We start from the raw sequence: 26,087 nt of genomic DNA on the forward strand, positions 1-26,087 counted from the left end.
AAACAACCATTGGAGCCAATGTGTTGGGTTATATTGCCGAAGCGACACAGTACCAAATAGACAACGATCCATACTACAACATGGGAGACTTGATTGGAAAACAAGGCGTGGAACTTTCTTACGAGGAAGAGCTTAGAGGTGTTAAAGGAATAAAGTTTATTCAAAAAGATAGATTTAACAGAGACATTGGTCCCTATAAAGATGGCATATACGATACAGTACCTCAACAAGGGAAGGACATTACCATTTCCATTGATGCCGATTTGCAAGAATATGGCGAGCGTTTAATGCAAAAAAAACATGGTGGCATTGTAGCTATTGAACCAAGTTCTGGAGAAATATTGGCACTGGTATCTGCGCCAACCTACGACCCTAATTTATTAGTTGGAAGACAACGTTCCAGAAATTTCACTAAGCTTTACAACGACACCATTAATAGACCTTTAATTGACAGAGGACTCTTGCGTATGCACGAACCTGGTTCGCCATTTAAAGTGTTTGTGTCTTTGGTAGCTTTACAGGAACATGCCATCACACCTCAAACCACGCTTTATTGTTCTGGTGTTTATCACTATGGAAGAAGAGGTACCATGGGTTGCCATTGTGGTGGTGGAAAAAGGGATTTGGTTTTAGGGATTGCTAAATCTTGTAATTCCTATTTTGCCAACGCCTTTAGAAAAAATATTGATTTATATCCAGATGCTGGAAAAGCTATGGATATATGGAGTGACCATATGAAAAGTTTTGGATTTGGAAATTTTTTGGGTTACGATTTGGCCATAGGAAAAAAGGGGAATATTCCTGATGGTGCCTATTACGATAAATGGTATCCAGATTTTAATTGGGGAGCCACCACCATTATCTCCAACTCCATTGGTCAAGGAGAGGTTTTAGTAACACCAATACAACTGGCCAATGCCACAGCTGCCATTGCTAATAAAGGGTATTACTACACACCACATATTATTAAACATATAGAAGGAAAACCTATAGACAAAAAATACACCACAAAAAACCAAACCACAATAGATCCAAAACATTTTGATCCCGTAATTCAAGGACTTTTTGATGTGTACAACAACGGAACAGCTTGGTTTTTAAAAGTCCCAGGGATAGATGTTTGTGGAAAAACCGGAACAGCAGAAAATTTCACTATTATAGATGGCAAAAGAACCCAATTAACAGACCATTCCATTTTTATAGCCTTTGCCCCAAAAGACGACCCTAAAATAGCTTTAGCCGTTTTTGTTGAAAATGGTTATTATGGCGCACGTTGGGCTGGTAGAATAGCTAGTTTGATGATAGAAAAATATTTAAAGGGCGAAGTAACATTGAAACAAATGGAACAAATGGTTTTAGATAAAAGCTTGGAGGAAGAATATGCCAAGCCGTATTCTGGAAAACCGTTTACAATTAACAACTAATGTATAGAGAGACAAATAGATATTTTAGGTTCGATTGGATCACCATCATCATATTTTTACTGCTTGTTGGTTTTGGTTGGCTAAACATCTTATCTGCTTCTCATGTTGGGGAAACCATTGATTATTTTGATTTTTCCCAACCTTATGGCAAGCAGCTGATGTTTATAGCCTTAACGGTTTTATTGATTATTCTTATTCTTTCCATAGAATCAAAATTTTATGAACGTTTCTCCAGTATTATTTACATTGTCTCCATGTTGTCATTGGTTGGTTTGTTTATTGCCGGAAAAAATGTAAATGGTGCTACCTCTTGGTATGCCATTGGTGGTATGACCATTCAACCCAGTGAATTTGCCAAAGCTGCAACAGCTCTTGCTGTTGCAAAGTTTTTAAGCGATTTACAAACAGATATAAAAAATTTTAAAGACCAAATTAAAGCCTTTATAATTATAGCTATTCCAGCTATCTTAATTTTACTTCAAAATGATGCAGGAAGTACCGTTGTGTACGCGTCTTTCTTTTTTGTTTTTTACAGGGAAGGACTGCCAAAAATTTACTTGACACTAAGTCTGTTGCTTATATTTATTTCTGTAAGTTCATTAAAGTTTGGAGCCACGATCACTGGAATTGTCTTTACCATTTTAATTTTGGCTTATCACTTTACAAGAAGAAAAAAACCTCGAATACTACAAACCCTATTTGCTATTGCAACCTGTTTGGTTTTAAGTTTTGGGATTAAATTTTTCTATCAAAACATTCTGCAACCTCATCAACAAGACCGAATAAGTTTGTGGTTAAGACTGGAAAAAGATCCTGATAAAATTGCCCAAATGAGAAGGGATATTTTATACAATCTCTACGAATCTGAAAAAGCCATAAGCTCTGGAGGTTTAACTGGCAAAGGATTTTTGGAAGGCACTAGAACTACAGGGAAATTTGTTCCAGAACAGCATACTGATTACATTTTCAGTACAGTTGGCGAAGAATGGGGTTTTGCTGGCACCACTTTTGTAGTAGTGCTTTTTGTCCTGTTATTACTCCGTATTTTGCACCTTTCCGAACTACAAAAGTCACAATTTAGTCGTGTCTATGGCTACAGTGTGGCATCCATACTTTTTTTCCATTTCATGATTAATATAGGCATGGTTATGGGATTGATACCAACCATTGGAATTCCGTTACCTTTCTTTAGCTATGGTGGCTCAGGACTTTGGGGCTTTACTATTTTATTGTTTATTTTTATTAAACTGGATTCCAATAGAATTAATGAGTGGTAAAAATTTAATTACTCCATTTATTATAAAACGATATTTTAAGATTTTTTTTTCCTTTATTTTTCAATACTAATCATCTATATATCATTACACAGTAACATTTTATGAAAAATCTATTCAATACATTCGGTATCCTAGTCACAATATTCATTTTTACAAGTAACAGTATTGCACAAGTAAACAGTGACTATGATAAAAGTACAGATTTCAAAAAATATAAAACAGTTAGCTTTGGAGGCTGGGAAAAAGAAAGTGACAAAATTTTAAACGATTTCGACAAAAAAAGAATCACAGATGCTTTAACCAACGAATTTAACTCTAGAGGCATTAAACTGGTAGATGCAAATGGCGATGCCACAGTAACACTATATTTAGTTATAAAAAATAAATCTAACATTACAGCATATACCAACTTTAATGGTGGATTGGGTTATGCTGGACGATGGGGGTTTGGAAGAGGTATTTATGGAGGTGTTGGTAGTGCCTCTACATCTCTTAGTGAAAATGAATACAGAGAAGGCACTATTGTTATTGACCTGTATGATACCGCACAAAAAAAATTAATATGACAAGGAGACATGACCACTGAAGTTCAAGAAAAATCAGAAAAAAGAGAGAAATCCATTCCCAAAAACATTAAAAAACTTATGAAAAGATTCCCTGTTGACCCCATTAAAAAATAAGCGCATCATATACCCACTTTTCCATATCAAATGTATATGAATCCTTATTTTACTGTTTAGACATTTTTAAATCCATTGGTAGTATTAAAATGCTCTTTTAACATTTAATTTCCAACTTTTTTAGGGTCATATTTCCTAAATCTAAAGAAGCTAGTTTCCTTTTACCATTTTTGTTAATTCTTTAAGGTATACAATTAACAGTGTTCATTTTATACAATTTAATCAATAAGTTTGATACATAAATAAAATGACATACGCTTTTATATAAACGTAACATTTTCTAAACCTAATATAGGTCCATAAAATTGAAATCAAAAACAATTAACCTGAAAGCAAAGACAGTGCATGTTGACTGTTAAATAAAAACAACATTGCAACACCGTTTGCTTCTCCAAAAACTAATTTTTTGCTAGTGTATTATACTAAAAAAAACACCACTATGTAAACAGTCTTTAGGCAACTTTAAGAAGCCTAATTCAATATGCAACTGTATGAAGTGAGGTAGTAAAAATTGGCAATGTTAATTTGTAAGACTTTGTAATATAAATCTTATCGATTAAATGCAAAAAAAGATGGAAATAAGCATCATAAAATTAACCTGTATATTAGGAAAACCATAAAAATATTTTTGCAAAATAATTTGTTATGGTTAATTACACAGCCCAAATTCTACCTATGGAGTTAAATTTACTTTATACTTAATAGCCAATACTAGAATAATTTTAAAAAATAATACATCTTTTTAAGCCAGGTGGCATTGAATAATTAATATTTCTTATTTAATTTATTTAAAAAACTTTTTTAAGTATCTTTATTCTTGACAACCGTTCTCCCTAAAACACACTTTTAGTCTGATTGATAGCAAATTATTTGTTTCATTTAAACCTATCAACTCATGAAAAGACAATTTCTATGTGCGTTTGCCATGCTGGTTGCAATTCCTTTAATGGCACAAGAAAACAGAACAAGTGCAGATCCTGAAGACGGCAAAAGTTTACAGGATAAAATTCAAAACCCCATTGCCAACATGGCAAGCATTCCTTTGGATTATAATCTATCCATTAACAACAAGAATTCCAACATCCTTAACTTACAAGCTGTAATTCCTGTAAGACTTACAGAGAACTGGTTGTTGATTACACGTGCCTTTGTTCCATTTATGAATGTTCCCTCAACATCAAGCTATAGCAATGGGGTTGGAAATGTCATGTTCACTGGAACCATTACACCTGCAAAAGAAGGCAGTTTTTCTTGGGGAGCTGGTCCTGCCCTTATGTTGCCTACAGGCATAAAAGGATTGGGCTTTGAAAAATTTTCCATCGGACCTTCTCTGGCAGCTTTAAAACAAAGCAATGGCCTAACCTATGGCCTAATATTACAAAATTACTTTTCCGTTGCTGGCCCTAGCAATGCTCAGAATGTCAATTACCTATACACACAGATTCTACTATCCAAAAATTTAAAGAATGGTTGGTACCTGTATTCCAATCCAAACATTACGGCTGATTGGAATGCCACAAACAACAATCAATGGACCATTCCTTTGGGAGTTGGTGCCGGAAAACTGATCACTCACAATAGATACCTACCCATAAATGTAAAAGCAGGTGTGTATAAATTTATAGCTCATCCCACAGATGCCGATTGGTTGATTCAGGCTCAAGCAACTTTTATTCTGAAATACAAATAAAATCATCAAACTACAGCAATATTAACCATGAGGATGATCGTTGATAGATATATTAAAAAAAAAATCATGATTGATGTTAAAGAGACATGGCGTTTTTAGATTCAATAAAAAAAAGAAAAGCACGTCACGAACTAACACTAAAGATATTTCTAAAATGTCTTTAGTGTTTTAGTATATCAATTTTGATAAAGCTTAAAATTTTCTTTTGACAGCTTCATTAAAAAGTTTAATTTTAATCCTAACCCATTAAAAGACAAAACCAACCAATGAAAAAAACTGTTTTCAATTTTCTTTTATTTGTCTTTATATATATTCCCAATATTTCTAAAGCACAAGAAAATACAAATTCAGAAGAAAAACACCATTCCATTCAGTTCTTATTGGCACACACGCAAATTCAAGAAGCGCTAAATGAAAACGGAGAAAAAACATGGAAATATGTTCCATCTTTTGAACTAATTACAATTATGAAATAAATAACAAATGGGCTATCGGACTCCATACAGACATTGTTATTGAGGATTTTACAGTGGAAACATTTTCTGAAGATAACAACATGGTAGAACGAAGTTCCCCTATAGCTCCAGCCAATGTTAGCTTTTATAAATTTTGCAACAACTTTTCTGCTTTATTGGGACTTGGTGGGGAATTTTCAAAAGAAGAAAATTTTGCCTTATTGCGTCTAGGAATAGAATACGGTTATCCATTTCACGAAAACTGGGAACTTGTGAGCAACATTGCAAACGACATAAAATTCAGTGCCTACAATTCATTCTCTTTGGGTATAGGTGTTGCACAAAAATTTTAACTTAATTTAAATAAAAAAAACCATGAAAAATATTGCCATTCTAAGCATCAGTTTTTTGCTTTTAACAGGTTGTTTGAAAAAATCTGAAAACAAGCAAGTGGAAGTTGTGGTCAAGGATACTACCAGCTTTAAAATAGATCCTCTACCTTCATGGAACGAAGGCAAAACCAAAGCAGCCATTATAGATTATATCAATGATGTGACCAATAAAGAAAGTGCCAATTTTATTCCAGAAATAGACAGAATAGCAACCTTTGACAATGATGGCAATTTATGGTCCGAACAACCAGCTTATTTCCAGTTGTTCTTTGCTATGGATCGGGTAAAAGAACTTGCAAAAGACCATCCAGAATGGCAGAACAAACAGCCTTTTAAAGCGGTATTGGAAAATGACATGAAAACATTGATTGCTTCAGGTGAAAAGGGGATTATGGAGTTGATCATGGCAACACATGCTGGTATTACCACAGATGAATTTGAACTGTTGGTGAAAAATTGGTTGGAAACTGCCCAGCACCCAAGATTCAACAAACCCTATAACCAATTAATCTATCAACCTATGTTAGAACTTTTAGACTATTTAAGAACCAACGATTTTAAAACCTTTATAGTTTCTGGTGGAGGCATAGAATTTATGAGGCCTTGGGTTGAAGAAGCTTACGGCATTCCCAAAGATCAAGTAGTTGGAAGCAGTATCGCTACCGAATATGATTATAACAATGGAGCCCCAGTTATAAGACGTTTATCAAAAATTGATTTTATAGACGATAAAGCAGGAAAACCCGTTGGTATAAATAAATTTATAGGAAGAAAGCCTGTTTTTGCTTCTGGAAATTCCGATGGCGACTTACAAATGATGCAATGGACAGATTCAAACCCATACAAATCCTTTCAGCTATATTTACATCATACAGATGCAGACAGGGAATGGGCCTACGACAGGGAATCACATATAGGGCAATTCAACAAAGGTTTGGATGAGGCCTTAGAAAAAGGTTGGACCATTATAGACATGAAAAACGATTGGAAAACCATTTACCCTTTTCAAAAGGAATGAGAAGCGATGTAACCCATTTGGTTAAATAACAGTAAATTTAAAGGTTATTTCTTGAGATTTGAAAGTGTAATGAAACATCAATTTCTTTATTTGTTTTGGATTGTTTTGTTAAGCTTTCATGTTAAGGCCCAAGATTTTAGTAAAGATCAAGACGTAAAAGTAAACCAACAGCTATGGTTGGATTACAATTTTAAAAACAACATAGACAGTTTAAAGGTTTTAAACACACAAATAGGTTTTAGAAAAATATCTCCCAATGTGTTCAATAGATTTTTGGTACTTTCTCACATCAATCTCCTTCACAAAAAAAGTTTGGGTATTGTAAATCTGGAAAAACCCTTTATAGAGTCGTTTATGTTGGGTGCTGGAATTATCTACACCCAAAATTATGATGCAGACGATAACTTAGAATTCAGACTCTCTCAAGGGTTTAAATTTAGCATTCCCACCCTTAAAGGCATTGATCTTATTAACTATGTACGTTTGGAAGAACGGTTTCAAAATACATTTAACAACTCTGGTTGGACAGCTGGTTACCGATTAAGATACCGGATTTCTACCGAACTGAATTGGAAAAAACATGTGGTTAAATTCACTAATGGCTTATACATTCCCATGAGTTTTTAGATATTTTTAAATTTAAAAAAATCCGATCGTTTTAACGATTTGGTAAGAATTTCGCCTAGATTGGGTTATAAATTGAAGAACGATTGGAAGTTTGAACTCTACTTAATCTTTAATGAAACCAAAAACAACACTGAAACCAACAACAGTTCAAGCGATTTTATTTTAAGAATCCGTGTTTATAATGGAACCCTAAAAACCCATTAAAACAATTTGCTTTAGAATAGTTTTTAATCTTAAAAAAAATTCCATTCCATACTACCATTATTTTTATTAAAAACTTTAAATTTTTTTTTACCTTCAATCTAATTAACTACATATCATTTAATTACTAACTAATCATTGAAAATATGAAAAAACTTTTAGCTGAATTTATTGGAACCTTCTGGTTGGTACTGGGAGGTTGCGGAAGTGCTGTGCTTGCTGCAGGAATTCCAGAACTAGGTATTGGGTTTGCAGGTGTGGCAGCTGCATTTGGTTTAACTGTATTAACAGGAGCTTATGCTGTAGGCCATATCTCAGGCGCCCATTTTAATCCTGCTGTTTCTATTGGGTTATGGATGGGAGGCCGTTTTAATGGTAAAGAACTACCTGGTTACATTATTGCCCAAGTACTTGGTGGTATTGCAGGTGCTGGCATCCTATATGTTATTGCCAGTGGAAACGATGGCTTTAGCCTGGCTGATGGATTTGCAGCCAATGGTTATGGAGAACATTCACCAATGGGTTACGACATGACTTCTGCTTTGGTAACGGAAATTGTTATGACCTTTATGTTTCTAATTGTGATTCTTGGTGCCACCCACAGAAATGCTTCTCCTGGAATTGGAGGTATCGCCATAGGTTTGGCACTCACTTTAATCCACTTAATTAGCATTCCGGTTACCAACACATCTGTAAATCCAGCTAGAAGCACCAGTCAGGCTTTATTTATTGGAGATTGGGCCATGGGACAATTATGGTTGTTTTGGATAGCCCCAATAGTTGGAGCTATTTTAGCAGGATTGCTTTATAAATATCTAGCTCCAAATACCGATTAAATGAAAGTTTAAAAACCATTGGAGGATTGTTTTTTTACAATCCTCTTATTTTTTAAGCTCTAGTTTTTCGGCAAAATAATCGCAAAAGTCTTTCATGGTAGCTGTCATTTTTTCATCTTGGGTAGCTCTATGAAAAGTATCGCTCATGGCCACAAGGGTTTGATGAAAAAACAATTTCATTTCATCCACAGGCATATCTTTGGTCCAAAGATCAATCCGTAAGGTTTCTTGTGCTTTACTGTCCCAAACAGAAAGCAACATGGCTTTGGCCTCTTCGTTGTTTATGCCTCCATCTTCGGCTGTCCAAAGCAATTTCTCTGGAATCCTATTGTCGTCTAATTCTACTTTAAGCTCTATGGTAGAAGTTGTATTTGCCATTTATTTTTTAGGTTTAAAATTTGAATTATTAAAAATCTCTGTGGGTTCTTTTTGCAGCATATCCTTCAAGGACACCTCGTTATGGGCCATATAAGCCCTAACTATCTGCCAACCCATATATCTTCCTATCTGTCCAGGGGATTCAGTATCTATTTCCTCCAAATAAAACTTAGAAAACGGAGCTGGATTTATAAACCTGTTGGGAAGTTTGGAATCTGTACTGAACAAAAGCTCTTTCTCAACAAAATAGCGCCAAATCTCTGTTTCGTTTGCTGCTGCCCAATCCAATTGGTCTTGCGTATAACCTATTTTTTCGGCATCTGTTTTAAAAGGAATGACCACATCTTTAAAATAAAGTTGTTTCCCGTAATAAATCATTTCGTCCAATAATGATTTTGGTGGTTTTTGATAGATGTACCTCTCTGCATAAGCAGCTGCCAAATCCACCACCATTTGGTCTTTGGAGAAGTTTTCCCTCAAGTACTTTTGAATGCCTTGATAAAATTCATGGTCCTTCCCTAAATAGGTGTCCAAGGAAATTAAAACAATGGTATCTGTCACGATCACTTTATTTCTATAATCCACATTGGAGGTGGTAGTGACCACTCGAGGTGTCTTAAATTCTGGAAAATAGTATTTAAGATGCTGAAAAAGCTGTATGATTTCTTCTTTTTCTTGTTTCAACTCTGGAAAAACACGAGCTGTTTCTTGTGTTAATTGCTGTTGCAAGGTGTCGTTTACTTTCGCGATCCAAAAAGAGTCCGGATATTTTTCCGAAAACATAAATGGATAGGCTATTTTGGTCTCTGCCAGATTTTCTGGTGTTGTTTCTCCAAAAGCCTTATCAAACCTCTCCACAATAAAATCAACGTCTATCTTGGCAATCTCCTTTTCAATCTTGTTGTCGTTCTTACAAGAAAATACAATTACAAACAGAAATATCAGTAAACTAAAATTCTTCATAAAAAACTAATAGGTTGTTAATTTTTATTAATTAGGTGTTTCTTTTACTTTTGTTGGGCAAAGGTAAGGTACTTTGTTTAAAATACGTTTAAAATGCAAACAGAAAAAGTGGTTCATCACATAGTAAAATGGCTTAAAGATTATGCCTTAAACGCCAAAGTAAACGGTTTTGTTGTAGGTATTTCCGGAGGTATTGATTCTGCAGTCACTTCAACCCTTTGTGCAAAAACAGGTTTGGAAGTCCTTTGCCTAGAAATGCCCATTCATCAAGCTACAAGCCATGTAACAAGAGCTCAGGAACACCTTGCACAACTTAAAGCCAATTATAATAATGTTAGCGATTTAAGAACCGATTTAACACCCGTTTTTGAAGAGTTTAAAACCGAAGTATCTTTGGATGGTGAGCAAGCCATTGTGGATATGGCTTTGGCAAATACCAGAGCTCGTTTAAGAATGACCACCTTGTATTATTACGCCGGATTGAAAAAATTGTTGGTTGCAGGAACTGGCAATAAAATTGAAGATTTTGGAGTGGGTTTTTATACCAAATATGGAGATGGAGGTGTTGATTTGAGTCCCATTGCCGATTTATTGAAATCTGAAGTATATGAATTAGCTGAAATTTTAAACGTGCCTGAATCCATTTTGAAAGCAGCACCAAGCGATGGCTTATTTGGTGATGCCAGAAGCGACGAAGACCAAATAGGTGCTTCGTACCCAGAACTGGAATGGGCCATGAAAATGGTTGAAGAACATAAAACAGAAGGCGATTTTGAGGATAGGCAAAAAGAGGTTTTTAAAATTTATAAACGCTTGAACACAGCCAACAAGCACAAAATGAACCCCATTCCTATCTGCATGATTCCTAATAATTTAAAGCAATAATTATTAATATTTGAAAGAATTTTACTATCTTTACTAAACATGATTCACTTTTTTGCCTCAACAGTCTTAATATTTAAAACTTTTTAAGATGATAAAACTGTTGGTTGTTGATAGTCATCCAATTATTAGAAAAGGTATCGAACTTTTGTTTGTTGCTTCCAAAGACATTAAAGTTGTTGGAGGAATTAGCAATGGCGAAGCTATATTCGATTTTCTAAAACAGGAGAAAGCAGATGTAATTTTATCTGAAATAGATTTACCAAAGCTTAATGGCATCACTGCTTTAAGGCGTTTATCAAAAGAACACCCAAATATCAAAGTGCTAATGTTTTCTTCGCAACCTGAAGAAATCTATGCTGTAAACACCATAAAAGCTGGTGCTTCTGGATATTTATCCAAAACAGCCAATATAATCACCATTAAGGAAGCCATAGAAAAAGTAGCTGCTGGGGAAACGTATTTAAGTAACAACCTTGCCAGTCAATTAGCATTTGCAAAAGGCATTCACAAATCGACCAAATCAACTTATAAAAAACTGTCAACCAGAGAAATAGAAGTGTTGAAATTGATTTCCGTAGGCAAGAAAAACAAAGAAATTGCCCAAGAATTGGAAATAAACGAAAAAACTGTGAGCACCTATAAGTCCAGGTTGATGAAAAAACTACACGTTGATAATATTGTAGATTTGATCAATAGAGCCAAGTTGATGGAATTTTAAAGTGCCTTATTTAATTTTCTGGATAGTAAATTGTCCAGTTTTTTATAACCAACAACCTCTTCCAAAATCTCTTTATACTGTATTTCTATATTCCCTTTGGTCTCCTGGCTTAATTCGTCTATTTTTTTACTGATTAAAAAACATCTTAAATTCAAGATGGTTTCATTTACCAATTGTGCTATGGTATCTGTTTTTTCTTTTGGAAAAATATTTTTTGTATGCCAATTGGACAAGGTATAACGTTCATCCTCCATTAAAATGGTAGTCATTTCTGTGGCCACATCGGCATCTACATCGTTAACAAAATTTTCCAAAGCAAAATCGGGATTTTGATTTAAGGTGTCTATAATTTTATAATATAGTCCTTTAAATTTTAAATTGGTAAATTCCATCTCGTCTTCCTGAAGGTCCAAAAATATTTTTTCAAATACTTTTGCTCGATGCACCACAGGCTCTAAAACCAATTCATTTTTATCGTTTTCCTTTAAAATCAAATCCTCAAAATCTTCGGTTCTGTTTCCATAAAGCAATAAGATTTGGATAATTTTACGTTCCAATTCATATTGCACATCTACCTTAGGCTTTGGTTGCTGATTTTTTATAACATCAAAGGCTTTTTGCTCCTCTTTAAATTGTTTGTTGGCTTCTTGTAAATCTTTTTTTGAAGATTGTGCCAAGGTACTATAAAGCACATCTTCGCTAATTTGCATGATCTTGGAGCATTCCTGGATATAAATCTCACGCTTAATCCTATCTGGAATTTTGGAAATACTATTTACGATATCCCGAACGGTTTCTGCTTTCTTTATAGGATCGTTTTTAGAAGCTTCAAATAACATGGATGCTTTATACTGAATAAAATCCTGCGCGTGTTCTTCCAGATATAAAGTGAGCTCTTCAAGGGTGTTTTGTTTGGCGAAACTATCTGGATCTTCACCTTCTGGAAAGGTGCATATTTTTACGTTCATCCCTTGTTCCAAAATCAAATCAATTCCTCTCAAGGATGCCCTTATTCCTGCTGCATCGCCATCAAAAAGTACCGTAATGTTTTTTGTTAGTCGGTTAATAAGCCTAATCTGGTCTGGCGTTAAGGCTGTTCCAGAAGACGATACAACGTTTTTAATCCCTCTTTGATGAAATTGAATGACATCGGTATAACCTTCTACCAAATAACAATTATCTTCTTTGGCAATGCTTTGTTTGGCGTGAAAAATTCCATAAAGCACTTTGCTTTTATGGTAAATGTCGCTTTCTGGGGAATTTAAATATTTGGCCGCTTTTTTATCATTGGTTAAAATACGGCCTCCAAACCCAAGTACACGTCCGCTCATACTCCTAATTGGAAACATGACACGACCTTTAAACCTATCAAAACGCTTGTCTTCCCTTACTATGGTAAGACCTGTTTTTTCAAGATATTCCAATTTGTAACCTTTTTTCAGGGCTTCGTCTGTAAAGGCTTGCCAGTCGTCTAAAGAATAACCCAAATGGAATTTTTTTATGGTTTCTTCGGTAAATCCTCGTTCCTTAAAGTAACTCAGTCCAATGGCTTTACCTTGATTGGTTTTGTGGAGTATGTTTTGAAAATAGCTACTTGCAAACTCACTGACCAAATACAAACTTTCACGCTCGTTTGCCTGTTCTTTTTGCTCATTGGTTTGTTCGGTTTCCTCTACTTCAATATTGTATTTATTAGCTAAATACTTAATGGCTTCTGGATAGGTAAAATGCTCGTGTTCCATTAAAAAAGCCACCACGTTACCACCTTTGCCACTTGAAAAATCCTTCCATATTTGCTTCACTGGAGAGACCATGAAGCTTGGGGATCGCTCATCGCTAAACGGACTAAGGCCTTTGAAACTGCTTCCAGATTTTTTAAGCTGTACAAAATCGCCTATAACCTCCTCTACACGAGCAGTTTCAAACACTTGATCTATGGTGGATTTTGATATCAATTTAAAAACATTTGAGGTTGTAAAATTACAATATACATTGAATAGTAAAAGTAATAAAACGAAATGTTTTTAAATTAAATTAAAAAGGCCTTACTGTTTTTTTAAAACCAGAAAGGCCTAACTTAAATGAACCACGTAAACTAATCCATGTCGAAACGTAAGCCCAATGAAATATTGTTTTGGTCTATGGCCTGATCTTTAAAAATAGTTGATAGATCATACTTGGCATAAATACCAACATGTCCCCAAGAAATATAAGAGCTTAAACCATATACAAAGTTATTGGTGTTAAAATCTTTAATTTTATCTTTTTGAAAATTGCCTTGTTCATCATCGTATTTTAGTTTTTGAAGCGATTGGATAACAAATCCTCCATAACCACCAAGCCCAATTTTAAATTTCTTGTGCGTGGAATACCTAAAATAGTTTTCCCGTTCTATTTTCTTGGAAGGTCCAAACTCTAAATGCACAGGAAACACCAAATTGGTTGACCTAAATTTAGATTTGTCCAGGTTTAAGGGGAATTCTTCCAAGGATACCACATCATCTACTTCCTGAAAATAAAGATTGTCTTTTATATCTAATTTATTCCATTGAAACGACACTCCATATTTTAAACGTATGGCATTACTGTTTTTAAGCAATCTGGTCTTCCAAGCCCAACCCAATTCCACAAACCCGGAACCTCCTAATTTGTATGGCGAATCGTTTAGGGATTGTCCTTCTATAATGGCATTATTAAATCCTATGGCAAAAACCAAATCACTGGTGGTGCGTCTGTCGTACTTTTTAGGTTCTTTTTTTTGTTCAGGGCCAATATATATACTCTTTAAATCGTAAGTATCGGAATCTTCATCCTTACCTACAGTTATAATAAACCCTTCCAAATTGGCTCCTGTATCATAAGGCACGTGTTCATTTCTTTCCAAGAGAGCAATTCTATTATCTATTATAGCCAATCTGTTTTCTATATTTAAGGCATGTTTGGACGCAAAATCTGCTTTTAAACCATCTGCTTCTTCCTGCGTGATCTCATTATTGTCCAGTTGCACATTAACTGCTTCAACCTCGGCTTTAAGCCATTCTTTTTCTTGGGTTACTACCTGTTCTTTCTGTGCTTCCAAGGCAGCAATTTTATCTTGATTGGACGTTTCCTGTGCCTGAATAAACTGTATGGAAAAACCAAGCACAAGTAGTGCTAATAATTTAGTAAGTGTTTGCATGATTGTTTGTTTTTTTTAATGGATGATATATTTATTGGTTACGTTGGGCAACTGCAGTTTTTACCTTTTTGTAACCTGTTATCAATGATTCGAAAACTTTGGCTCTGAACGATTCGTCCAGATCTGCTTCAACGTCTTGAAGTAAAGCTTTCGCATCTATGGCATAGTCTTTTTCTGTAGTAGTATGTTTAAGCTTCTGTTGAGCCTCCTTTAGCAAGGCATCAACATCTGTTTCTGTTTTTATTGGATGTTCCTGTGTCTCTGTTTGAGCTATTTCTGTTTCTCTTGAAAATGGTTCATGAAGTGTATCCTTTAAAAACTTTTGTGACGCTTTCGGACTTTCTGTTTGGGCAACTTGGGTGGTTTTCACTGAATATGTTATGGACTCTTTTTTGGTTTCATTGGTTTTTGTCACATTTTCTAAAGTGCCTACAACTTCCATATGAGGTTGTTCCATGAAAACTTGTTTTTCTTGATTCTCTTTACCGCTTTTCTGAAGGGCTTCAATTTCCTGGGTTTCTGTATCTACCAAAACAGGATTTTGATTGGATACTTCAGAAGTTTTAAAAAACGTGTAGGTCATTAAAAAAATCCCAACCAGACTGGCAGCAATTCCTATCCATACATACGTTTTTTTGGAAGATCTTTCAGTATTTGTCTCCAGCTTTTCAGAAAGTCTATTCCAAGCCTCAGTGGATGGCTCTAACCTTCTTTTTTCAAGCTTTTCCTTAATGCTGTCTTCAAATTTAATTGGAGCCATAATGGGTGTTGTTTTGTTTGTTTATTTGTTCCTGAAGCAGTTTTCGGGCTTTAAAGAGTTGCGATTTGGAGGTGCCTTCCGAAATCTTTAAAAGTTTTGCTATTTCGGCATGTTTGTAACCTTCTACGGCATACATGACAAAAACCATTCTATAGCCTTCGGGCAACCCATCTATCAATCGTTGGATATCTGCAACATCCATTGATACATCTATTTGAAGGGAAGAACCATGAGCCTCCTCCATCACTTCTTCAGTGAACACAATTTGCTTTTTTTGCCTTAAAAACGATATGGATTCCCGAACCATGATACGTCTGATCCAGCCTTCAAAACTACCTTCTGCCTTATAATCCCTAAGATGTTTAAAAACCTTGTAAAACCCATTCAGCATGGCTTCTTCGGCATGCTGTAGATCCTTTATATAATATCTACAAACACTTAACATTTTAGGTGCATGCATCTCAAACAACACGTGTTGTGCCTCACGATTGTTTTTAATGGCTTTTTTAATAAGCACTGTTTCGTTTTTGTAGAGTTGTATAACTTTCACTAAAAGGGTTTTGAACTGCTTCTATTTATAAAGACGAAAAAATCATGCAAAAGGTTGCCTAAGTTTTGAAAGAATATTTTAAAATACTAAAAATGAAACGGTTAATGTCTTATTTTTTTCTGTCAATCACATAATTAACCATCAACTCCAATGAATTTTTAAATGCAGAATCTGGATAGACTTGAAGTATTTGAAGGGCTTCTTCCTGAAATGCCTTCATTTTGGAGATAGCATAATCTAGACCACCTTTGGCTATAACATAGCCAATAACTTCGGAGACCCTTTTTTTATCCCTATTGTGGTTTTTAATGGAATTTATAAGCCAACGCTTGTCCTTTTTATCTGCTTGGTTGAGCACATAAATCAATGGCAAGGTCATTTTTTGTTCTTTGATATCGATTCCAGTAGGTTTGCCTATTTTCTCTTCGCCATAATCAAACAAATCGTCTTTAATTTGGAAAGCCATCCCAATAAGTTCACCAAATTTTCGCATGCGTTCCACATGCTCCGAACCTGGTTTCACCGAAGCAGCTCCCAGACTGCAACAGGCAGCGATTAACGTAGCTGTTTTTTGACGTATAATTTCGTAATAAACGGCTTCTGTAATATCCAATTTTCTGGCTTTTTCTATTTGAAGCAATTCACCTTCGCTCATTTCCCTAACTGCAATGGAAATAATTTTGAGCAAATCGAAATCGTTGTTGTCTATGGATAGCAATAGGCCTTTTGAGAGTAAATAATCACCTACCAAAACCGCAATTTTGTTTTTCCAAAGGGCATTGATAGAGAAAAAACCACGACGTCTGTTGCTCTCATCCACCACATCATCATGAACCAAAGTGGCTGTATGAATAAGCTCTATAACAGAAGCGCCTCGATACGTGCGTTCACTAACCTCGCCATTGGAAACCATTTTAGCCACCAAAAACACAAACATAGGACGCATTTGCTTACCTTTTCTGTTAACAATATAATGGGTAATTCGGTTTAACAAGGCTACCTTTGAAGACATGGACAATTGAAACTTTTGTTCAAAAAGTTCCATCTCATAATCAATAGGCTGTTTTATTTGTTCTACAATTTTCAAAAGAAAATATGGCTAAAAATTGATAACAAACGTACTAAAAATGCCTGTGAAATACTACTAACTTTCAAATTAAGGTGCTTCATGCAATATAACCACAGTGTTAATATTATTTTTTGTACCTTAACTTGTTGCAACCAATTAAAAATTAATACCATGAAGCAATCTATTTTATTACTTTTTCTGGTTTTTGGCTGTCATGTTTCTTTTTCACAAATAATTTTTGAGGATAATTTTGATGGTTCTGGTCCTGGCTTAGCAGGTTGGACTGTTATTGACAACGATGGACATGCCATAAACGCTGGGATTTCGTTTATTACAAATGCTTGGGTTGAAATAGATAGGAATGACGCAAACGGGAATTTTGGTGGTCCTGCTGGAGATGTAGCAGCCATGAGTGGTTCTTGGTACACCAGTTTACAAACCTCTGACGATTGGATGATAACTCCAGCTATTAACATAAGTGCCAACAATGAGCTGGTTTGGGATGCAAAAGCCCAGGACGCTTCTTATCCTGATGGTTATGAAGTAAGGATTTCCACAACGGGAACCAATATCAATAGCGATTTTGATACTGTTTTATTTTCCACAAGTGCTGAAAATCCTGATTGGGTTAACAGAACAGTCGACCTTGCCTCTTACAATGGACAAACCGTATATATAGCATGGAGAAATAACAGTACAGATAAATTTGTTTTACTGGTTGACAATGTTTCCGTAGCTGTAAACAATTTAAATGTAGGCGAATATGAGGAACCTATTACCTACCAAATAGGTTGTGTAAACCATTATATATCCATTTACAATATTAACAGCGAAATTAATTACAAACTGTTATCCCTTACTGGACAAACACTTTTAGAGGGAAAAACTGCTTTAGAAACACATAATATAGATGCTTCTGGCTTAGCTTCTGGTGTTTACATAATTGAAATTTATAACCCAGAAACCCAAGGCGTTTTTAGAAAGAAAATTGCTTTTTAATCCAGTTGTAAGATCATCATTTTGAGCTCCGTTAAAAAACCAACCGTTTTGGTTTATTGACATTTAGACTGCGTATAATGTAACACATGGCTTTTTAACAGCTTCTGTATGCTATCCCTTGTTTGCCAATTGCCCACAGGCTGCATCAATATCTTTTCCTCTGGACCTTCTTACTGTAACTGTAATGTTATGGGCTTCCAACATGGACACATACATGTCTATAGCTTGTGTATTGGCCTGTTGAAACTCGCCATCATCAATAGGGTTGTATTCTATTAAATTAACTTTACTTGGTGCAAATTTGCAAAAGGCTATTAAGGCATCTACATCTTTCTTTTTGTCGTTTATATCCTTCCATACCACATATTCGTAGGTAATTCTATTTTTGGTTTTGGCATACCAATATTCCAAAGCTTCCCGTAAATCGGCCAATGGAAAATTTTCATTAAAAGGCATGATGGAAGACCTCACTTCGTCAATTGCCGAATGAAGTGAAACGGCTAATTTAAACTTCACTTCATCGTCTGCCATTTTTTTTATCATTTTTGGCACACCAGAAGTGGACACGACAATTCGTTTGGGAGACATGCCCAAACCTTCATCTGAAGTTATTTTATCAATAGCTTTAAGCACATTGTTATAATTCATAAGAGGTTCTCCCATTCCCATGAATACAATATTGCTCAATGGCCTGTTGTGGTACAACCTACTTTCTTTATCTATGGCAACCACTTGGTCGAAAATTTCATCAGGATTTAAATTTCGCATACGTTTTAGTCTGGCAGTGGCGCAAAACCTACAATCCAAACTACAACCTACCTGACTGGAAACACAGGCTGTTGTTCTGGTACTGGTTGGAATTAACACCGATTCCACGATTAAACCATCATGCAAACGAACGGCATTTTTTATGGTTCCATCAGCACTTTTTTGCATGGTATCCACATGTATGTGGTTGATGACAAAATGATCTTCCAGCATTTGTCTGGTTTCTTTTGAAATATTTGTCATATCTTCAAAGGTGTGAGCTCCTTTATTCCACAACCATTCATAAACCTGATTGCCACGAAACGCTTGGTCTCCTTCTTTTACAAAAAAATCACGTAATTGTTCTTTGCTTAAGGCTCGTATGTCTTTCTTTTTAGTTTCCATGTGTTTGCAAAAGTAATGAAAGGAATTTGGATTGACGACTTCCACTTTTTAATTTGTTCAAGGATCTTAGGTAAAGCAAAAAAAAAGCCTTGTAAAAACAAGGCCTTTTAATAGAATATTTGTAAGTTAGATAATGAGCATGGCATCACCATAACTATAGAATTTATATTTTTCTTTTATGGCTTCTTCGTATGCCTTTTTAATAAAATCGTGACCAGCAAAAGCAGATACCATCATTAACAGTGTGGATTTTGGAGTATGGAAATTGGTAATCATGCTATTGGCTATACTGAAATCGTATGGTGGAAAAATAAATTTATTGGACCAACCATCAAATTCGTTTAAGGTACCACTGGAAGACACAGAGCTTTCTATGGCGCGCATGGCAGTGGTTCCTACAGCACATACACGTCTTTTGTTTTTAATACCTGTGTTTATGGTTTCTACTGCTTCTTTGTTGATAATTATTTCTTCACTATCCATTTTGTGTTTGGACAAATCTTCCACCTCAACTGGATTAAAAGTTCCTAAACCTACATGTAAAGTAACTTCTGCAAGGTTCACACCTTTAATTTCCAAACGCTTTAACAAATGTTTGGAAAAATGCAATCCAGCTGTTGGAGCTGCAACAGCTCCTTCGTTTTTAGCGAAAATGGTTTGGTAACGCTCTTCATCTTCTGGTTCCACCTCTCTTTTTATATATTTAGGAAGTGGTGTTTCTCCCAACTCCCTTAGCTTCACCCTAAAATCCCTATAAGATCCATCATATAAGAAACGTAAGGTTCTACCTCTGGAAGTGGTGTTGTCTATAACTTCTGCTACTAAAGATTCGCCTTCTCCAAAATATAATTTGTTTCCAATTCTAATTTTTCTTGCTGGATCTACCAATACATCCCAAAGACGTTGTTCTTCATTTAATTCCCTTAACAAAAACACTTCAATTCTTGCTCCAGTTTTTTCCTTGTTACCAAACAGTCTGGCAGGAAAAACCTTGGTGTTGTTAAGAATCATCACATCATCCTTATCAAAATAATCAATAAGATCTTTAAACATCTTATGCTCGATGGTTTGCTTTTCCCTGTTTAATACCATTAAACGGGATTCATCTCTATTTTCGGCTGGATATTCTGCTAATAATTCGTCTGGAAGGTTAAAATTAAAATGTGATAATTTCATTGTGTTCTATCAATTTTTAAATTAAAATGAAAGTGTTTTGTTTTTTACAAAGGTTGCAAATATACAATCTGAAAGTAGGCGTTGTCAAGTATTTAGCCAATTATTATTGAGATATTTGAAAACCGATGGTTTTTAAATCGTTCCAAAAACCTGGATAAGACTTAGAGACTACTTCGGCATCATTGATTATAAGTGAGGTTTTAAGCGCCAACGGAGCAAATGCCATAGCCATTCTATGGTCGTTATAAGTTGCTATGGCAACCTGACTTTTTAAATTATTTGAAGCTTTTAAATGTAAACTATTGGTTGTAATGGTTACCATACCTCCTAATTTTTCAATTTCGGTTTTAAGGGCAAGAAGTCTATCTGTTTCTTTAATTTTTAAGGTATGAAGTCCGGTTAGTAGGCATTCCAAGCCTAAAGCGAAACATGTTACTGTTATGGTTTGCGCAATATCTGGTGAATTTGACAAGTCTAATTCAATAAGGGAAAGGTTATTTAGCTTTTCTACTTTTTGAAGGACAAGCCTATTGGTTTTAAAAGTGGTTTTTACTCCAAATTGCAGATAGATGTCTGCCAAAACAGCATCTCCTTGCAGAGAATGTGCTTTGTAGGATGACAAAGTGATTTTGGTTCCCACTTTGCTTAAAGCAATAATGCTATAAAAATAAGATGCTGATGACCAATCTGATTCAACTGTTGCTATTTGATTGTTGATTGCTGATTGTTGCTTGACCTTGATAGTTTGATCCTTAAAAGATGTTTCTATTCCTAAATCTTCAAGTAGCCTAAGCGTCATCTTAATATAAGGAACAGACGTGATGTTTCCCTCTAAAGTAAGCTCCAAGCCGTTTTCTAATTTAGGTGCAATCAACAATAAAGCAGAGATATATTGACTGCTTACATTGGCTTGAAGTGTCACTTTATTTTTTGTTGGGTTTTTTCCGTTTATTTTTAAAGGTGGAAATCCTTCCGTTTCCAAATAACTTATATCTGCACCAAGTTCCCTAAGAGCATCGACCAGTATTTTTATGGGTCTTTCCTTCATTCTATCTGATCCGGTTAATACCACTTCCCGACCTTTTTGAAAGGCAAAATAGGCTGTTAAAAAACGCATGGCTGTACCAGCATGATGAACATCCACAATATTGGAAGTAGACGATAATGCTTGAGACATGACACGAGTATCATCGGAATTTGATAAGTTCTCTATTTGGATATTGGAGTACAAAGCCTGTAACAACAACAACCTATTGGATTCGCTTTTGGAACCTGTGATTTTGATTTCAGATTGCAGATTGTTGATTGTTGATTGTTGAAGTAGGATATTCATTTAAAAAGACTCCTGCTGTCTCAGGAATTTGCGTTATTTTAATTTGCTGTTGTTGTGGTGTCTGTCGTGATCGCGTTTGGTTTTTTTATCCATTTTTTTATCAAAAGCTGCTTGGAGGTCAATTCCTGTTTGGTTGGCGAGACATAGAACCACAAAAACAACATCTGCCAATTCTTCGCCTAAATCTTTGTCTTTATCGCTTTCCTTTTCACTTTGTTCACCATAACGCCTGGCTATAATTCTGGCCACCTCTCCCACTTCTTCAGTTAATTGTGCCATGTTGGTTAATTCGTTAAAGTAACGAACGCCATGCTCTTTAATCCAGGAATCAACTATCAACTGTGCATTTTTAATATCCATTGTTATGCTTTTTTAAGAACTATTTTCTCAGCTTGTTTATTTACTAATAATTCGAAAAACTGTTTAAATTGCTCATAATTTTCTGGTAAAATTAAGGTATTATTTAAATCTAACGTAATTATCATTTGTAGCATCGAACCGTTCTCTCTAATTAAATAAGTAAATTCTCCTTCTGTGCTATTATACTGTAACTTTTGGTTTTCTGGTAAAGATTCTACTTGAAATCCTTCAGGTAACATGATGTTTACCATATATTTTCTTGACGTTGGGTAATCTAAATCTATTGGGTAATTTCTTGTTTGAAGCTTAAAAGGTGTTTCTTTTATTTTTAAAAATAATAAAGGAGAAAAATAGTAGCTACCTCCTATTTCTTCTAAAGCTTCTTTTAGCTCATATTCATAAGATAAAAGTACAGGTTTTATAGGAATATTCATATCTTCTACTTCAATATTAGATACTTGTAACAACCCATTTTCAGATTCAATTTCTTTAATCAAATCGTCTTTAGAATAACTTTCAAAGGTATTTCTGTATTTTAATGCACTATAGTCTGTGTATTGATTTCTAACTTTTCCTGTTGCTGATAAATCTGTATTAAGTTTAATATTTAAAGAAACTATTTCCTTAGAAGGCTCTTGAACAGATAAATTAATCCAGTCTGAACTACCATCTTTTCGTATTAATCTTCCTTGCCAATTTAAAGCTTTTACTGGTAATACGTTGAGGCTTGTGAAATTTCTAGAAGCGTCTAAAAGCACCAGACCTTCTTTTAATTTAACAGCGCAAATAACATAATTAAAACCACTTCTTGTTGGAAATACTGGAATACCATTATCTTTTGTGCTCACTAAAACAGGATTTGCATCTAGTCCAGCTTCACGCAACATAGCATTTAAAATCAAATTGATATCTGCCACATTTCCAACACCTTGCTTATAAGCTTGCCTTACGCCTAAATCTGAGTAATACCCATGAAGTCCGTTCCATTTTACTTTGGTTTTTACAAAATTGAAAATATTATAGGTTTGTTCTATTGGGTTTGTTGCGCCTGCAATGGCAGAACTTAAATCATCACTAAAATAACCTGATTTTTTTAATTGCTCTCCAAAATCATTACTTTCATAAATTGTTTTTGTTACTTTTTCCCAATTGGTTGTAAAATTACGTCTCACTTGATCTGGATAATGAATGGAACTTAAATCCATTTTCATGATGGCTCTATAATTATCAATATTAGACACATGAGTTTCGTTTTTTATAGCTGGAATGTTAACTAAATTAGCAGTTGTTATATTTTCTCTATACTTCCATTCATTTTTACTAAAATCTGAACGAGTTCCTCTTGTTGGATTATGAGATATTTTTGTTTGCATTTCACCAGACAGAAAAACCGTAGTTTCTTTATAAGTTTCATTTAATTTAGGGTAGTAAGCTGCCTTAACATTTGGATATTTGGCATAGTTATAAAACTCTGGTGTTGACATTTTAAAATCTAATTTTCTAATTGGAATTTCTTGTTGAAACTCAATATCATCTATTCTAATTAGTTCTGATTCAATTGTATATTTATATTCAATAACACAACCTTCTTTAATATTTGGCATGGTGAATTTAGTATATAACCAATATCTATTAGTTTCTTCTTCAAAAATACCATCGCTTTTTAATTTATCATCTATTATTTTATTCCCTTCTAAGTTATATGTATATGCTTTAAATCCTGTTAAACTTTCTTTTAATTCATTAGATTCATTATAAAGTTTTATTACTTTGGTTGCTTGATCAAAGCCGTCTTTATTATATATTTTTATGCGTTCATGAATCTCATTTTTCTGAACAAAGCCTTTGCTTTCTATATATTCGAATTTAATTTCTTGACTTCTATATAAAACGGTTGCATTGGCTTCTGAATCTGTAGGATCTGATGTTTCCTGAAGTTCCCCTTTGCTTACTTTTCCAAATTTATAATCTTGGGCAGTTGCGATTTTCAACGCAAATACAAATATGAATAATAATAAATATTTCATAGGTTAAGTTTTGGTGTTTAGTACGATTTTAGAGTTATCGTGTTTTTTAATACTTAAGAGGAACTCTCTAAACTCATGGTAATCTTCTTTAGAATAAGAACCTTTATTAAGTATTAATTCACGCCTATAGTTTATAACATTATTGGAGGTTGTGATGTTTAAATTATATGAGCCAAACTTGTTTTGAATTGATACAGGCTCGTTCTTAGCTTCCACATGTAAGTTGTTAGAAAGCTTAATCCTATAGGTGTCAAGATCTGTAAATCCCCTTTCTATTACAAAAGGTAATTTTCTGTTTTTATACCTTGGAGGCACCATGGTTATTTTATTAAACACATTAGGCTGAAATAAGAATCTGCTACCTGCCTTAGAGGTATAATTAGGAATTTTAACTTTGATGTCTTCTGTAAAAACAATACTGTCTTTATCGTTACTGAAAGCCATTTTTAGAATTTCAAGATTATTTAAATCTTTCCAAAAATTATTTTTGTAATATAATTCCTGTTCTTTTATTGTTTTGTTTTGTATGCCTTCATGATCACCATATTGCGCTCCTTTAGATTGAATGTTAACATCTGCTAGAATAGCTCCGTTTTCATCTAAAAAAACTTCAGCATCTATCTTTTGAATATTTTCTTCAGTGGCATATACCTTTGTACGTACAATTTTACCTCCTTCTGGTGTAATTATTAAAGCATCTCTATCATCGGTAAAATTTGCAGTATACCCAAACGGATTGGTTTGACTAGTACATTCCAGCCAGATATAATCGTTATTATTAGGCAAGCATAAAATAGCGTGATTCCCTTGAGTTGCCGAAAAATCTTTATCTATATCAATAAGTTTATCATCTCCATAAATAATGGTGTAATAAGAAGCCACACCAACTTCTTTTAATAAGGCTTGTGTATAATTGGTTAAAGCTTTACAGTCTCCATAACTCAATCTTTCTACATCTTCTGCCAGCATAGGTTTCCATCCGCCAATACCCACTTGCACACTTACATAGCGTGTTTTATTCTGCATATACTCATAAACAATTTTAGCTTTTTCCATATCTGTATTAGCAGTTGCTGTAAGTTGTTTAATGGTGTTTTTTACATTTTGAGGTAGTTCTTGAGTTCCGTTTATCAAGTTGTTGTTCATCCATAATCCAAAATCCACCCAATTGTTATTAACGCCTTTAACGCCTTCCATTTCAAATTTAGTTAAAGCTGCTTTTAAAAAAGGTGCATAAGTACTAAAATCTGGACTGAATGACTCTGGCTCTATTGATTTTAAGTTTTTGGCTATAAAATGATAATCACTAAGCCTTTTGATGTTATAATCTTTAAAATTTGAAGTTTTAACTTTTACGGATATATCAGAAGAATTTGAGATTTTATATTCAGCATTTTCGGTACTTATATAAAATCCTTCTATTGGTCTCCAACTTGGTATAAAAGCTGTGGAATTGTAAACAACTTCTGTCTCAAAGAGGACGGTATAAGGATAATTAATTGGGGTATATTCTAAATACTTTACACGACTGTCTGAATACAACGTACCACCAGGTACTGCACTTACGTCTTTAAACTCGTTCTTTTTAATCTTTTTGATTTCTTTTCCAAGTGAATTATAAATTCGCACTTCAAGATCTTGGATTTTTATGTTATCATCGTAATGTTGAAATGCACCAATTTTATAATCACCTTCTTTATTAAGAACTGTGATGATACGTTTATTAGTAAACACGAATTTATCATAGTCAATAACGTTTATATGTGTATAATCAGACCTAACAACTGCATTCGATTTTATTCTAAGCTCTAAAGGGATGGTATTTACATTAAATAAATTATCATCCTGTGCTGTTATTTGTGTATAAATTAGTGAGGAGAGAACTAAAAGTATAATTCTTATCATGTAGGCACTTTATTTCTCTGTTTCAAAAATAGAC

The 26,087-nt window shown here is 34.4% G+C and carries 26 protein-coding genes; 13 read left to right on the top strand and 13 right to left on the bottom strand.

All coding sequences use genetic code 11. The features are described 5' to 3' along the window. The 10 genes from AACY93_RS09355 to aqpZ form a co-directional block, all read left to right on the top strand. A partial coding sequence (locus tag AACY93_RS09355; protein ID WP_339611799.1) for a penicillin-binding transpeptidase domain-containing protein occupies positions 1–1,424 on the top strand: 1,424 nt, incomplete at its 5' end. Beyond that, on the top strand, positions 1,424–2,701 hold the full coding sequence (rodA, locus tag AACY93_RS09360) for a rod shape-determining protein RodA (RefSeq protein WP_286854803.1): 1,278 nt from the start codon (positions 1,424–1,426) through the stop codon (positions 2,699–2,701). The genes AACY93_RS09355 and rodA, both read left to right, overlap by 1 nt. A gap of 101 nt (positions 2,702–2,802) precedes the next feature. Next, on the top strand, positions 2,803–3,267 hold the full coding sequence (locus AACY93_RS09365) for a DUF4136 domain-containing protein (RefSeq protein WP_286854802.1): 465 nt from the start codon (positions 2,803–2,805) through the stop codon (positions 3,265–3,267). Positions 3,268–4,276: 1,009 nt separating this feature from the next. Beyond that, positions 4,277–5,071 (top strand): neuromedin U, encoded by a 795-nt coding sequence (locus AACY93_RS09370; protein WP_286854801.1) that lies wholly within the window; start codon positions 4,277–4,279, stop codon positions 5,069–5,071. Between the two features lie 266 nt (positions 5,072–5,337). Then, positions 5,338–5,547: a hypothetical protein gene (locus AACY93_RS09375; protein WP_286854800.1), complete on the top strand. Its 210-nt coding sequence runs from the start codon at positions 5,338–5,340 to the stop codon at positions 5,545–5,547. A 53-nt stretch (positions 5,548–5,600) separates the two neighbouring features. After that, a complete protein-coding gene (locus AACY93_RS09380; protein ID WP_286854798.1) occupies positions 5,601–5,879 on the top strand; it encodes a hypothetical protein in 279 nt (92 codons plus the stop codon). A gap of 22 nt (positions 5,880–5,901) precedes the next feature. Further along, on the top strand, positions 5,902–6,936 hold the full coding sequence (locus tag AACY93_RS09385; protein ID WP_286854797.1) for an HAD family hydrolase: 1,035 nt from the start codon (positions 5,902–5,904) through the stop codon (positions 6,934–6,936). 69 nt (positions 6,937–7,005) lie between these two features. After that, on the top strand, positions 7,006–7,563 hold the full coding sequence (locus AACY93_RS09390; protein ID WP_286854796.1) for a hypothetical protein: 558 nt from the start codon (positions 7,006–7,008) through the stop codon (positions 7,561–7,563). Positions 7,564–7,602: 39 nt separating this feature from the next. Then, positions 7,603–7,767 carry a hypothetical protein gene (locus AACY93_RS09395; protein WP_162138288.1) on the top strand — a complete coding sequence of 55 codons (165 nt, stop codon included), beginning with the start codon at positions 7,603–7,605 and terminating at the stop codon, positions 7,765–7,767. 143 nt (positions 7,768–7,910) lie between these two features. Further along, complete coding sequence (gene aqpZ, locus AACY93_RS09400) at positions 7,911–8,600, top strand: aquaporin Z (protein WP_007648051.1); 690 nt, start codon at positions 7,911–7,913, stop codon at positions 8,598–8,600. A gap of 45 nt (positions 8,601–8,645) precedes the next feature. On the opposite strand, the gene gldC is transcribed toward aqpZ, so the two are convergent. After that, the gene (gene gldC, locus AACY93_RS09405; RefSeq protein WP_007648049.1) at positions 8,646–8,978 is read right to left on the bottom strand and encodes a gliding motility protein GldC; all 333 of its coding nucleotides are present in this window, start codon (positions 8,976–8,978) and stop codon (positions 8,646–8,648) included. Beyond that, positions 8,979–9,941 (bottom strand): gliding motility lipoprotein GldB, encoded by a 963-nt coding sequence (gene gldB, locus AACY93_RS09410; protein WP_286854794.1) that lies wholly within the window; start codon positions 9,939–9,941, stop codon positions 8,979–8,981. Between the two features lie 93 nt (positions 9,942–10,034). Here gldB and nadE point away from each other — a divergent pair, with 93 nt between their 5' ends. Continuing rightward, entirely contained in the window at positions 10,035–10,826 is a 792-nt protein-coding gene (nadE, locus tag AACY93_RS09415; protein ID WP_286854793.1) for an NAD(+) synthase, read from the top strand. 88 nt (positions 10,827–10,914) lie between these two features. Next, on the top strand, positions 10,915–11,544 hold the full coding sequence (locus tag AACY93_RS09420) for a response regulator transcription factor (RefSeq protein WP_286854792.1): 630 nt from the start codon (positions 10,915–10,917) through the stop codon (positions 11,542–11,544). Here AACY93_RS09420 and dnaG read toward each other — a convergent pair. From dnaG to AACY93_RS09445, 5 genes are all read right to left on the bottom strand, one after another. Next, the gene (dnaG, locus tag AACY93_RS09425) at positions 11,541–13,499 is read right to left on the bottom strand and encodes a DNA primase (protein ID WP_007648041.1); all 1,959 of its coding nucleotides are present in this window, start codon (positions 13,497–13,499) and stop codon (positions 11,541–11,543) included. The genes AACY93_RS09420 and dnaG overlap by 4 nt on opposite strands. 140 nt (positions 13,500–13,639) lie before the next feature. Next, positions 13,640–14,722 (bottom strand): hypothetical protein, encoded by a 1,083-nt coding sequence (locus AACY93_RS09430; protein ID WP_286854791.1) that lies wholly within the window; start codon positions 14,720–14,722, stop codon positions 13,640–13,642. 31 nt (positions 14,723–14,753) lie between these two features. Then, on the bottom strand, positions 14,754–15,482 hold the full coding sequence (locus AACY93_RS09435) for a hypothetical protein (RefSeq protein ID WP_287005917.1): 729 nt from the start codon (positions 15,480–15,482) through the stop codon (positions 14,754–14,756). Continuing rightward, positions 15,469–16,032, bottom strand: a complete 564-nt coding sequence (locus AACY93_RS09440; protein ID WP_287005918.1) for an RNA polymerase sigma factor — start codon at positions 16,030–16,032, stop codon at positions 15,469–15,471. The genes AACY93_RS09435 and AACY93_RS09440 overlap by 14 nt, the downstream gene beginning before the upstream one ends. 109 nt (positions 16,033–16,141) lie before the next feature. Beyond that, complete coding sequence (locus AACY93_RS09445; protein WP_287005919.1) at positions 16,142–17,119, bottom strand: polyprenyl synthetase family protein; 978 nt, start codon at positions 17,117–17,119, stop codon at positions 16,142–16,144. Positions 17,120–17,272: 153 nt separating this feature from the next. Between AACY93_RS09445 and AACY93_RS09450 the strand changes: the two genes are divergently transcribed. Then, positions 17,273–18,100 (top strand): choice-of-anchor J domain-containing protein, encoded by an 828-nt coding sequence (locus tag AACY93_RS09450; RefSeq protein WP_287005920.1) that lies wholly within the window; start codon positions 17,273–17,275, stop codon positions 18,098–18,100. A gap of 111 nt (positions 18,101–18,211) precedes the next feature. Here AACY93_RS09450 and rlmN read toward each other — a convergent pair whose 3' ends face one another. The 6 genes from rlmN to AACY93_RS09480 all read right to left on the bottom strand — a co-directional run bounded on the left by rlmN (position 18,212) and on the right by AACY93_RS09480 (position 26,053). Beyond that, on the bottom strand, positions 18,212–19,252 hold the full coding sequence (gene rlmN / locus AACY93_RS09455; RefSeq protein ID WP_007648030.1) for a 23S rRNA (adenine(2503)-C(2))-methyltransferase RlmN: 1,041 nt from the start codon (positions 19,250–19,252) through the stop codon (positions 18,212–18,214). A 126-nt stretch (positions 19,253–19,378) separates the two neighbouring features. Next, entirely contained in the window at positions 19,379–20,428 is a 1,050-nt protein-coding gene (gene queA / locus AACY93_RS09460) for a tRNA preQ1(34) S-adenosylmethionine ribosyltransferase-isomerase QueA (protein ID WP_007648029.1), read from the bottom strand. A 103-nt stretch (positions 20,429–20,531) separates the two neighbouring features. After that, on the bottom strand, positions 20,532–21,761 hold the full coding sequence (gene aroA / locus AACY93_RS09465; protein WP_287005921.1) for a 3-phosphoshikimate 1-carboxyvinyltransferase: 1,230 nt from the start codon (positions 21,759–21,761) through the stop codon (positions 20,532–20,534). A 33-nt stretch (positions 21,762–21,794) separates the two neighbouring features. Continuing rightward, a complete protein-coding gene (locus AACY93_RS09470) occupies positions 21,795–22,121 on the bottom strand; it encodes a nucleotide pyrophosphohydrolase (RefSeq protein ID WP_007648027.1) in 327 nt (108 codons plus the stop codon). 2 nt (positions 22,122–22,123) lie between these two features. Then, positions 22,124–24,148, bottom strand: coding sequence for a DUF3858 domain-containing protein (locus AACY93_RS09475; RefSeq protein ID WP_286854779.1), 2,025 nt, complete (start codon positions 24,146–24,148; stop codon positions 22,124–22,126). Positions 24,149–24,151: 3 nt separating this feature from the next. Then, positions 24,152–26,053 carry a DUF3858 domain-containing protein gene (locus AACY93_RS09480; protein ID WP_286854778.1) on the bottom strand — a complete coding sequence of 634 codons (1,902 nt, stop codon included), beginning with the start codon at positions 26,051–26,053 and terminating at the stop codon, positions 24,152–24,154. Between the last annotated feature and the right edge of the window lie 34 nt (positions 26,054–26,087).

Source organism: uncultured Xanthomarina sp., from assembly GCF_963971605.1.
In the GTDB taxonomy this organism is placed as follows: Bacteria; Bacteroidota; Bacteroidia; order Flavobacteriales; family Flavobacteriaceae; genus Xanthomarina; species Xanthomarina gelatinilytica.

Bases quoted from the DNA above. Each gene is read 5' to 3' on its own strand.
- gldB (WP_286854794.1), bottom strand. From the start codon at position 9,941: ATGAAGAATTTTAGTTTACTGATATTTCTGTTTGTAATTGTATTTTCT.
- nadE (WP_286854793.1), top strand. From the start codon at position 10,035: ATGCAAACAGAAAAAGTGGTTCATCACATAGTAAAATGGCTTAAAGAT.
- rodA (WP_286854803.1), top strand. From the start codon at position 1,424: ATGTATAGAGAGACAAATAGATATTTTAGGTTCGATTGGATCACCATC.
- queA (WP_007648029.1), bottom strand. From the start codon at position 20,428: ATGAAATTATCACATTTTAATTTTAACCTTCCAGACGAATTATTAGCA.
- rlmN (WP_007648030.1), bottom strand. From the start codon at position 19,252: ATGGAAACTAAAAAGAAAGACATACGAGCCTTAAGCAAAGAACAATTA.
- AACY93_RS09375 (WP_286854800.1), top strand. From the start codon at position 5,338: ATGAAAAAAACTGTTTTCAATTTTCTTTTATTTGTCTTTATATATATT.
- aroA (WP_287005921.1), bottom strand. From the start codon at position 21,761: ATGAATATCCTACTTCAACAATCAACAATCAACAATCTGCAATCTGAA.
- AACY93_RS09475 (WP_286854779.1), bottom strand. From the start codon at position 24,148: ATGAAATATTTATTATTATTCATATTTGTATTTGCGTTGAAAATCGCA.
- aqpZ (WP_007648051.1), top strand. From the start codon at position 7,911: ATGAAAAAACTTTTAGCTGAATTTATTGGAACCTTCTGGTTGGTACTG.
- AACY93_RS09430 (WP_286854791.1), bottom strand. From the start codon at position 14,722: ATGCAAACACTTACTAAATTATTAGCACTACTTGTGCTTGGTTTTTCC.
- AACY93_RS09450 (WP_287005920.1), top strand. From the start codon at position 17,273: ATGAAGCAATCTATTTTATTACTTTTTCTGGTTTTTGGCTGTCATGTT.
- gldC (WP_007648049.1), bottom strand. From the start codon at position 8,978: ATGGCAAATACAACTTCTACCATAGAGCTTAAAGTAGAATTAGACGAC.
- AACY93_RS09420 (WP_286854792.1), top strand. From the start codon at position 10,915: ATGATAAAACTGTTGGTTGTTGATAGTCATCCAATTATTAGAAAAGGT.
- AACY93_RS09365 (WP_286854802.1), top strand. From the start codon at position 2,803: ATGAAAAATCTATTCAATACATTCGGTATCCTAGTCACAATATTCATT.
- AACY93_RS09390 (WP_286854796.1), top strand. From the start codon at position 7,006: ATGAAACATCAATTTCTTTATTTGTTTTGGATTGTTTTGTTAAGCTTT.
- AACY93_RS09480 (WP_286854778.1), bottom strand. From the start codon at position 26,053: ATGATAAGAATTATACTTTTAGTTCTCTCCTCACTAATTTATACACAA.
- AACY93_RS09385 (WP_286854797.1), top strand. From the start codon at position 5,902: ATGAAAAATATTGCCATTCTAAGCATCAGTTTTTTGCTTTTAACAGGT.
- AACY93_RS09435 (WP_287005917.1), bottom strand. From the start codon at position 15,482: ATGGCTCCAATTAAATTTGAAGACAGCATTAAGGAAAAGCTTGAAAAA.
- AACY93_RS09470 (WP_007648027.1), bottom strand. From the start codon at position 22,121: ATGGATATTAAAAATGCACAGTTGATAGTTGATTCCTGGATTAAAGAG.
- AACY93_RS09370 (WP_286854801.1), top strand. From the start codon at position 4,277: ATGAAAAGACAATTTCTATGTGCGTTTGCCATGCTGGTTGCAATTCCT.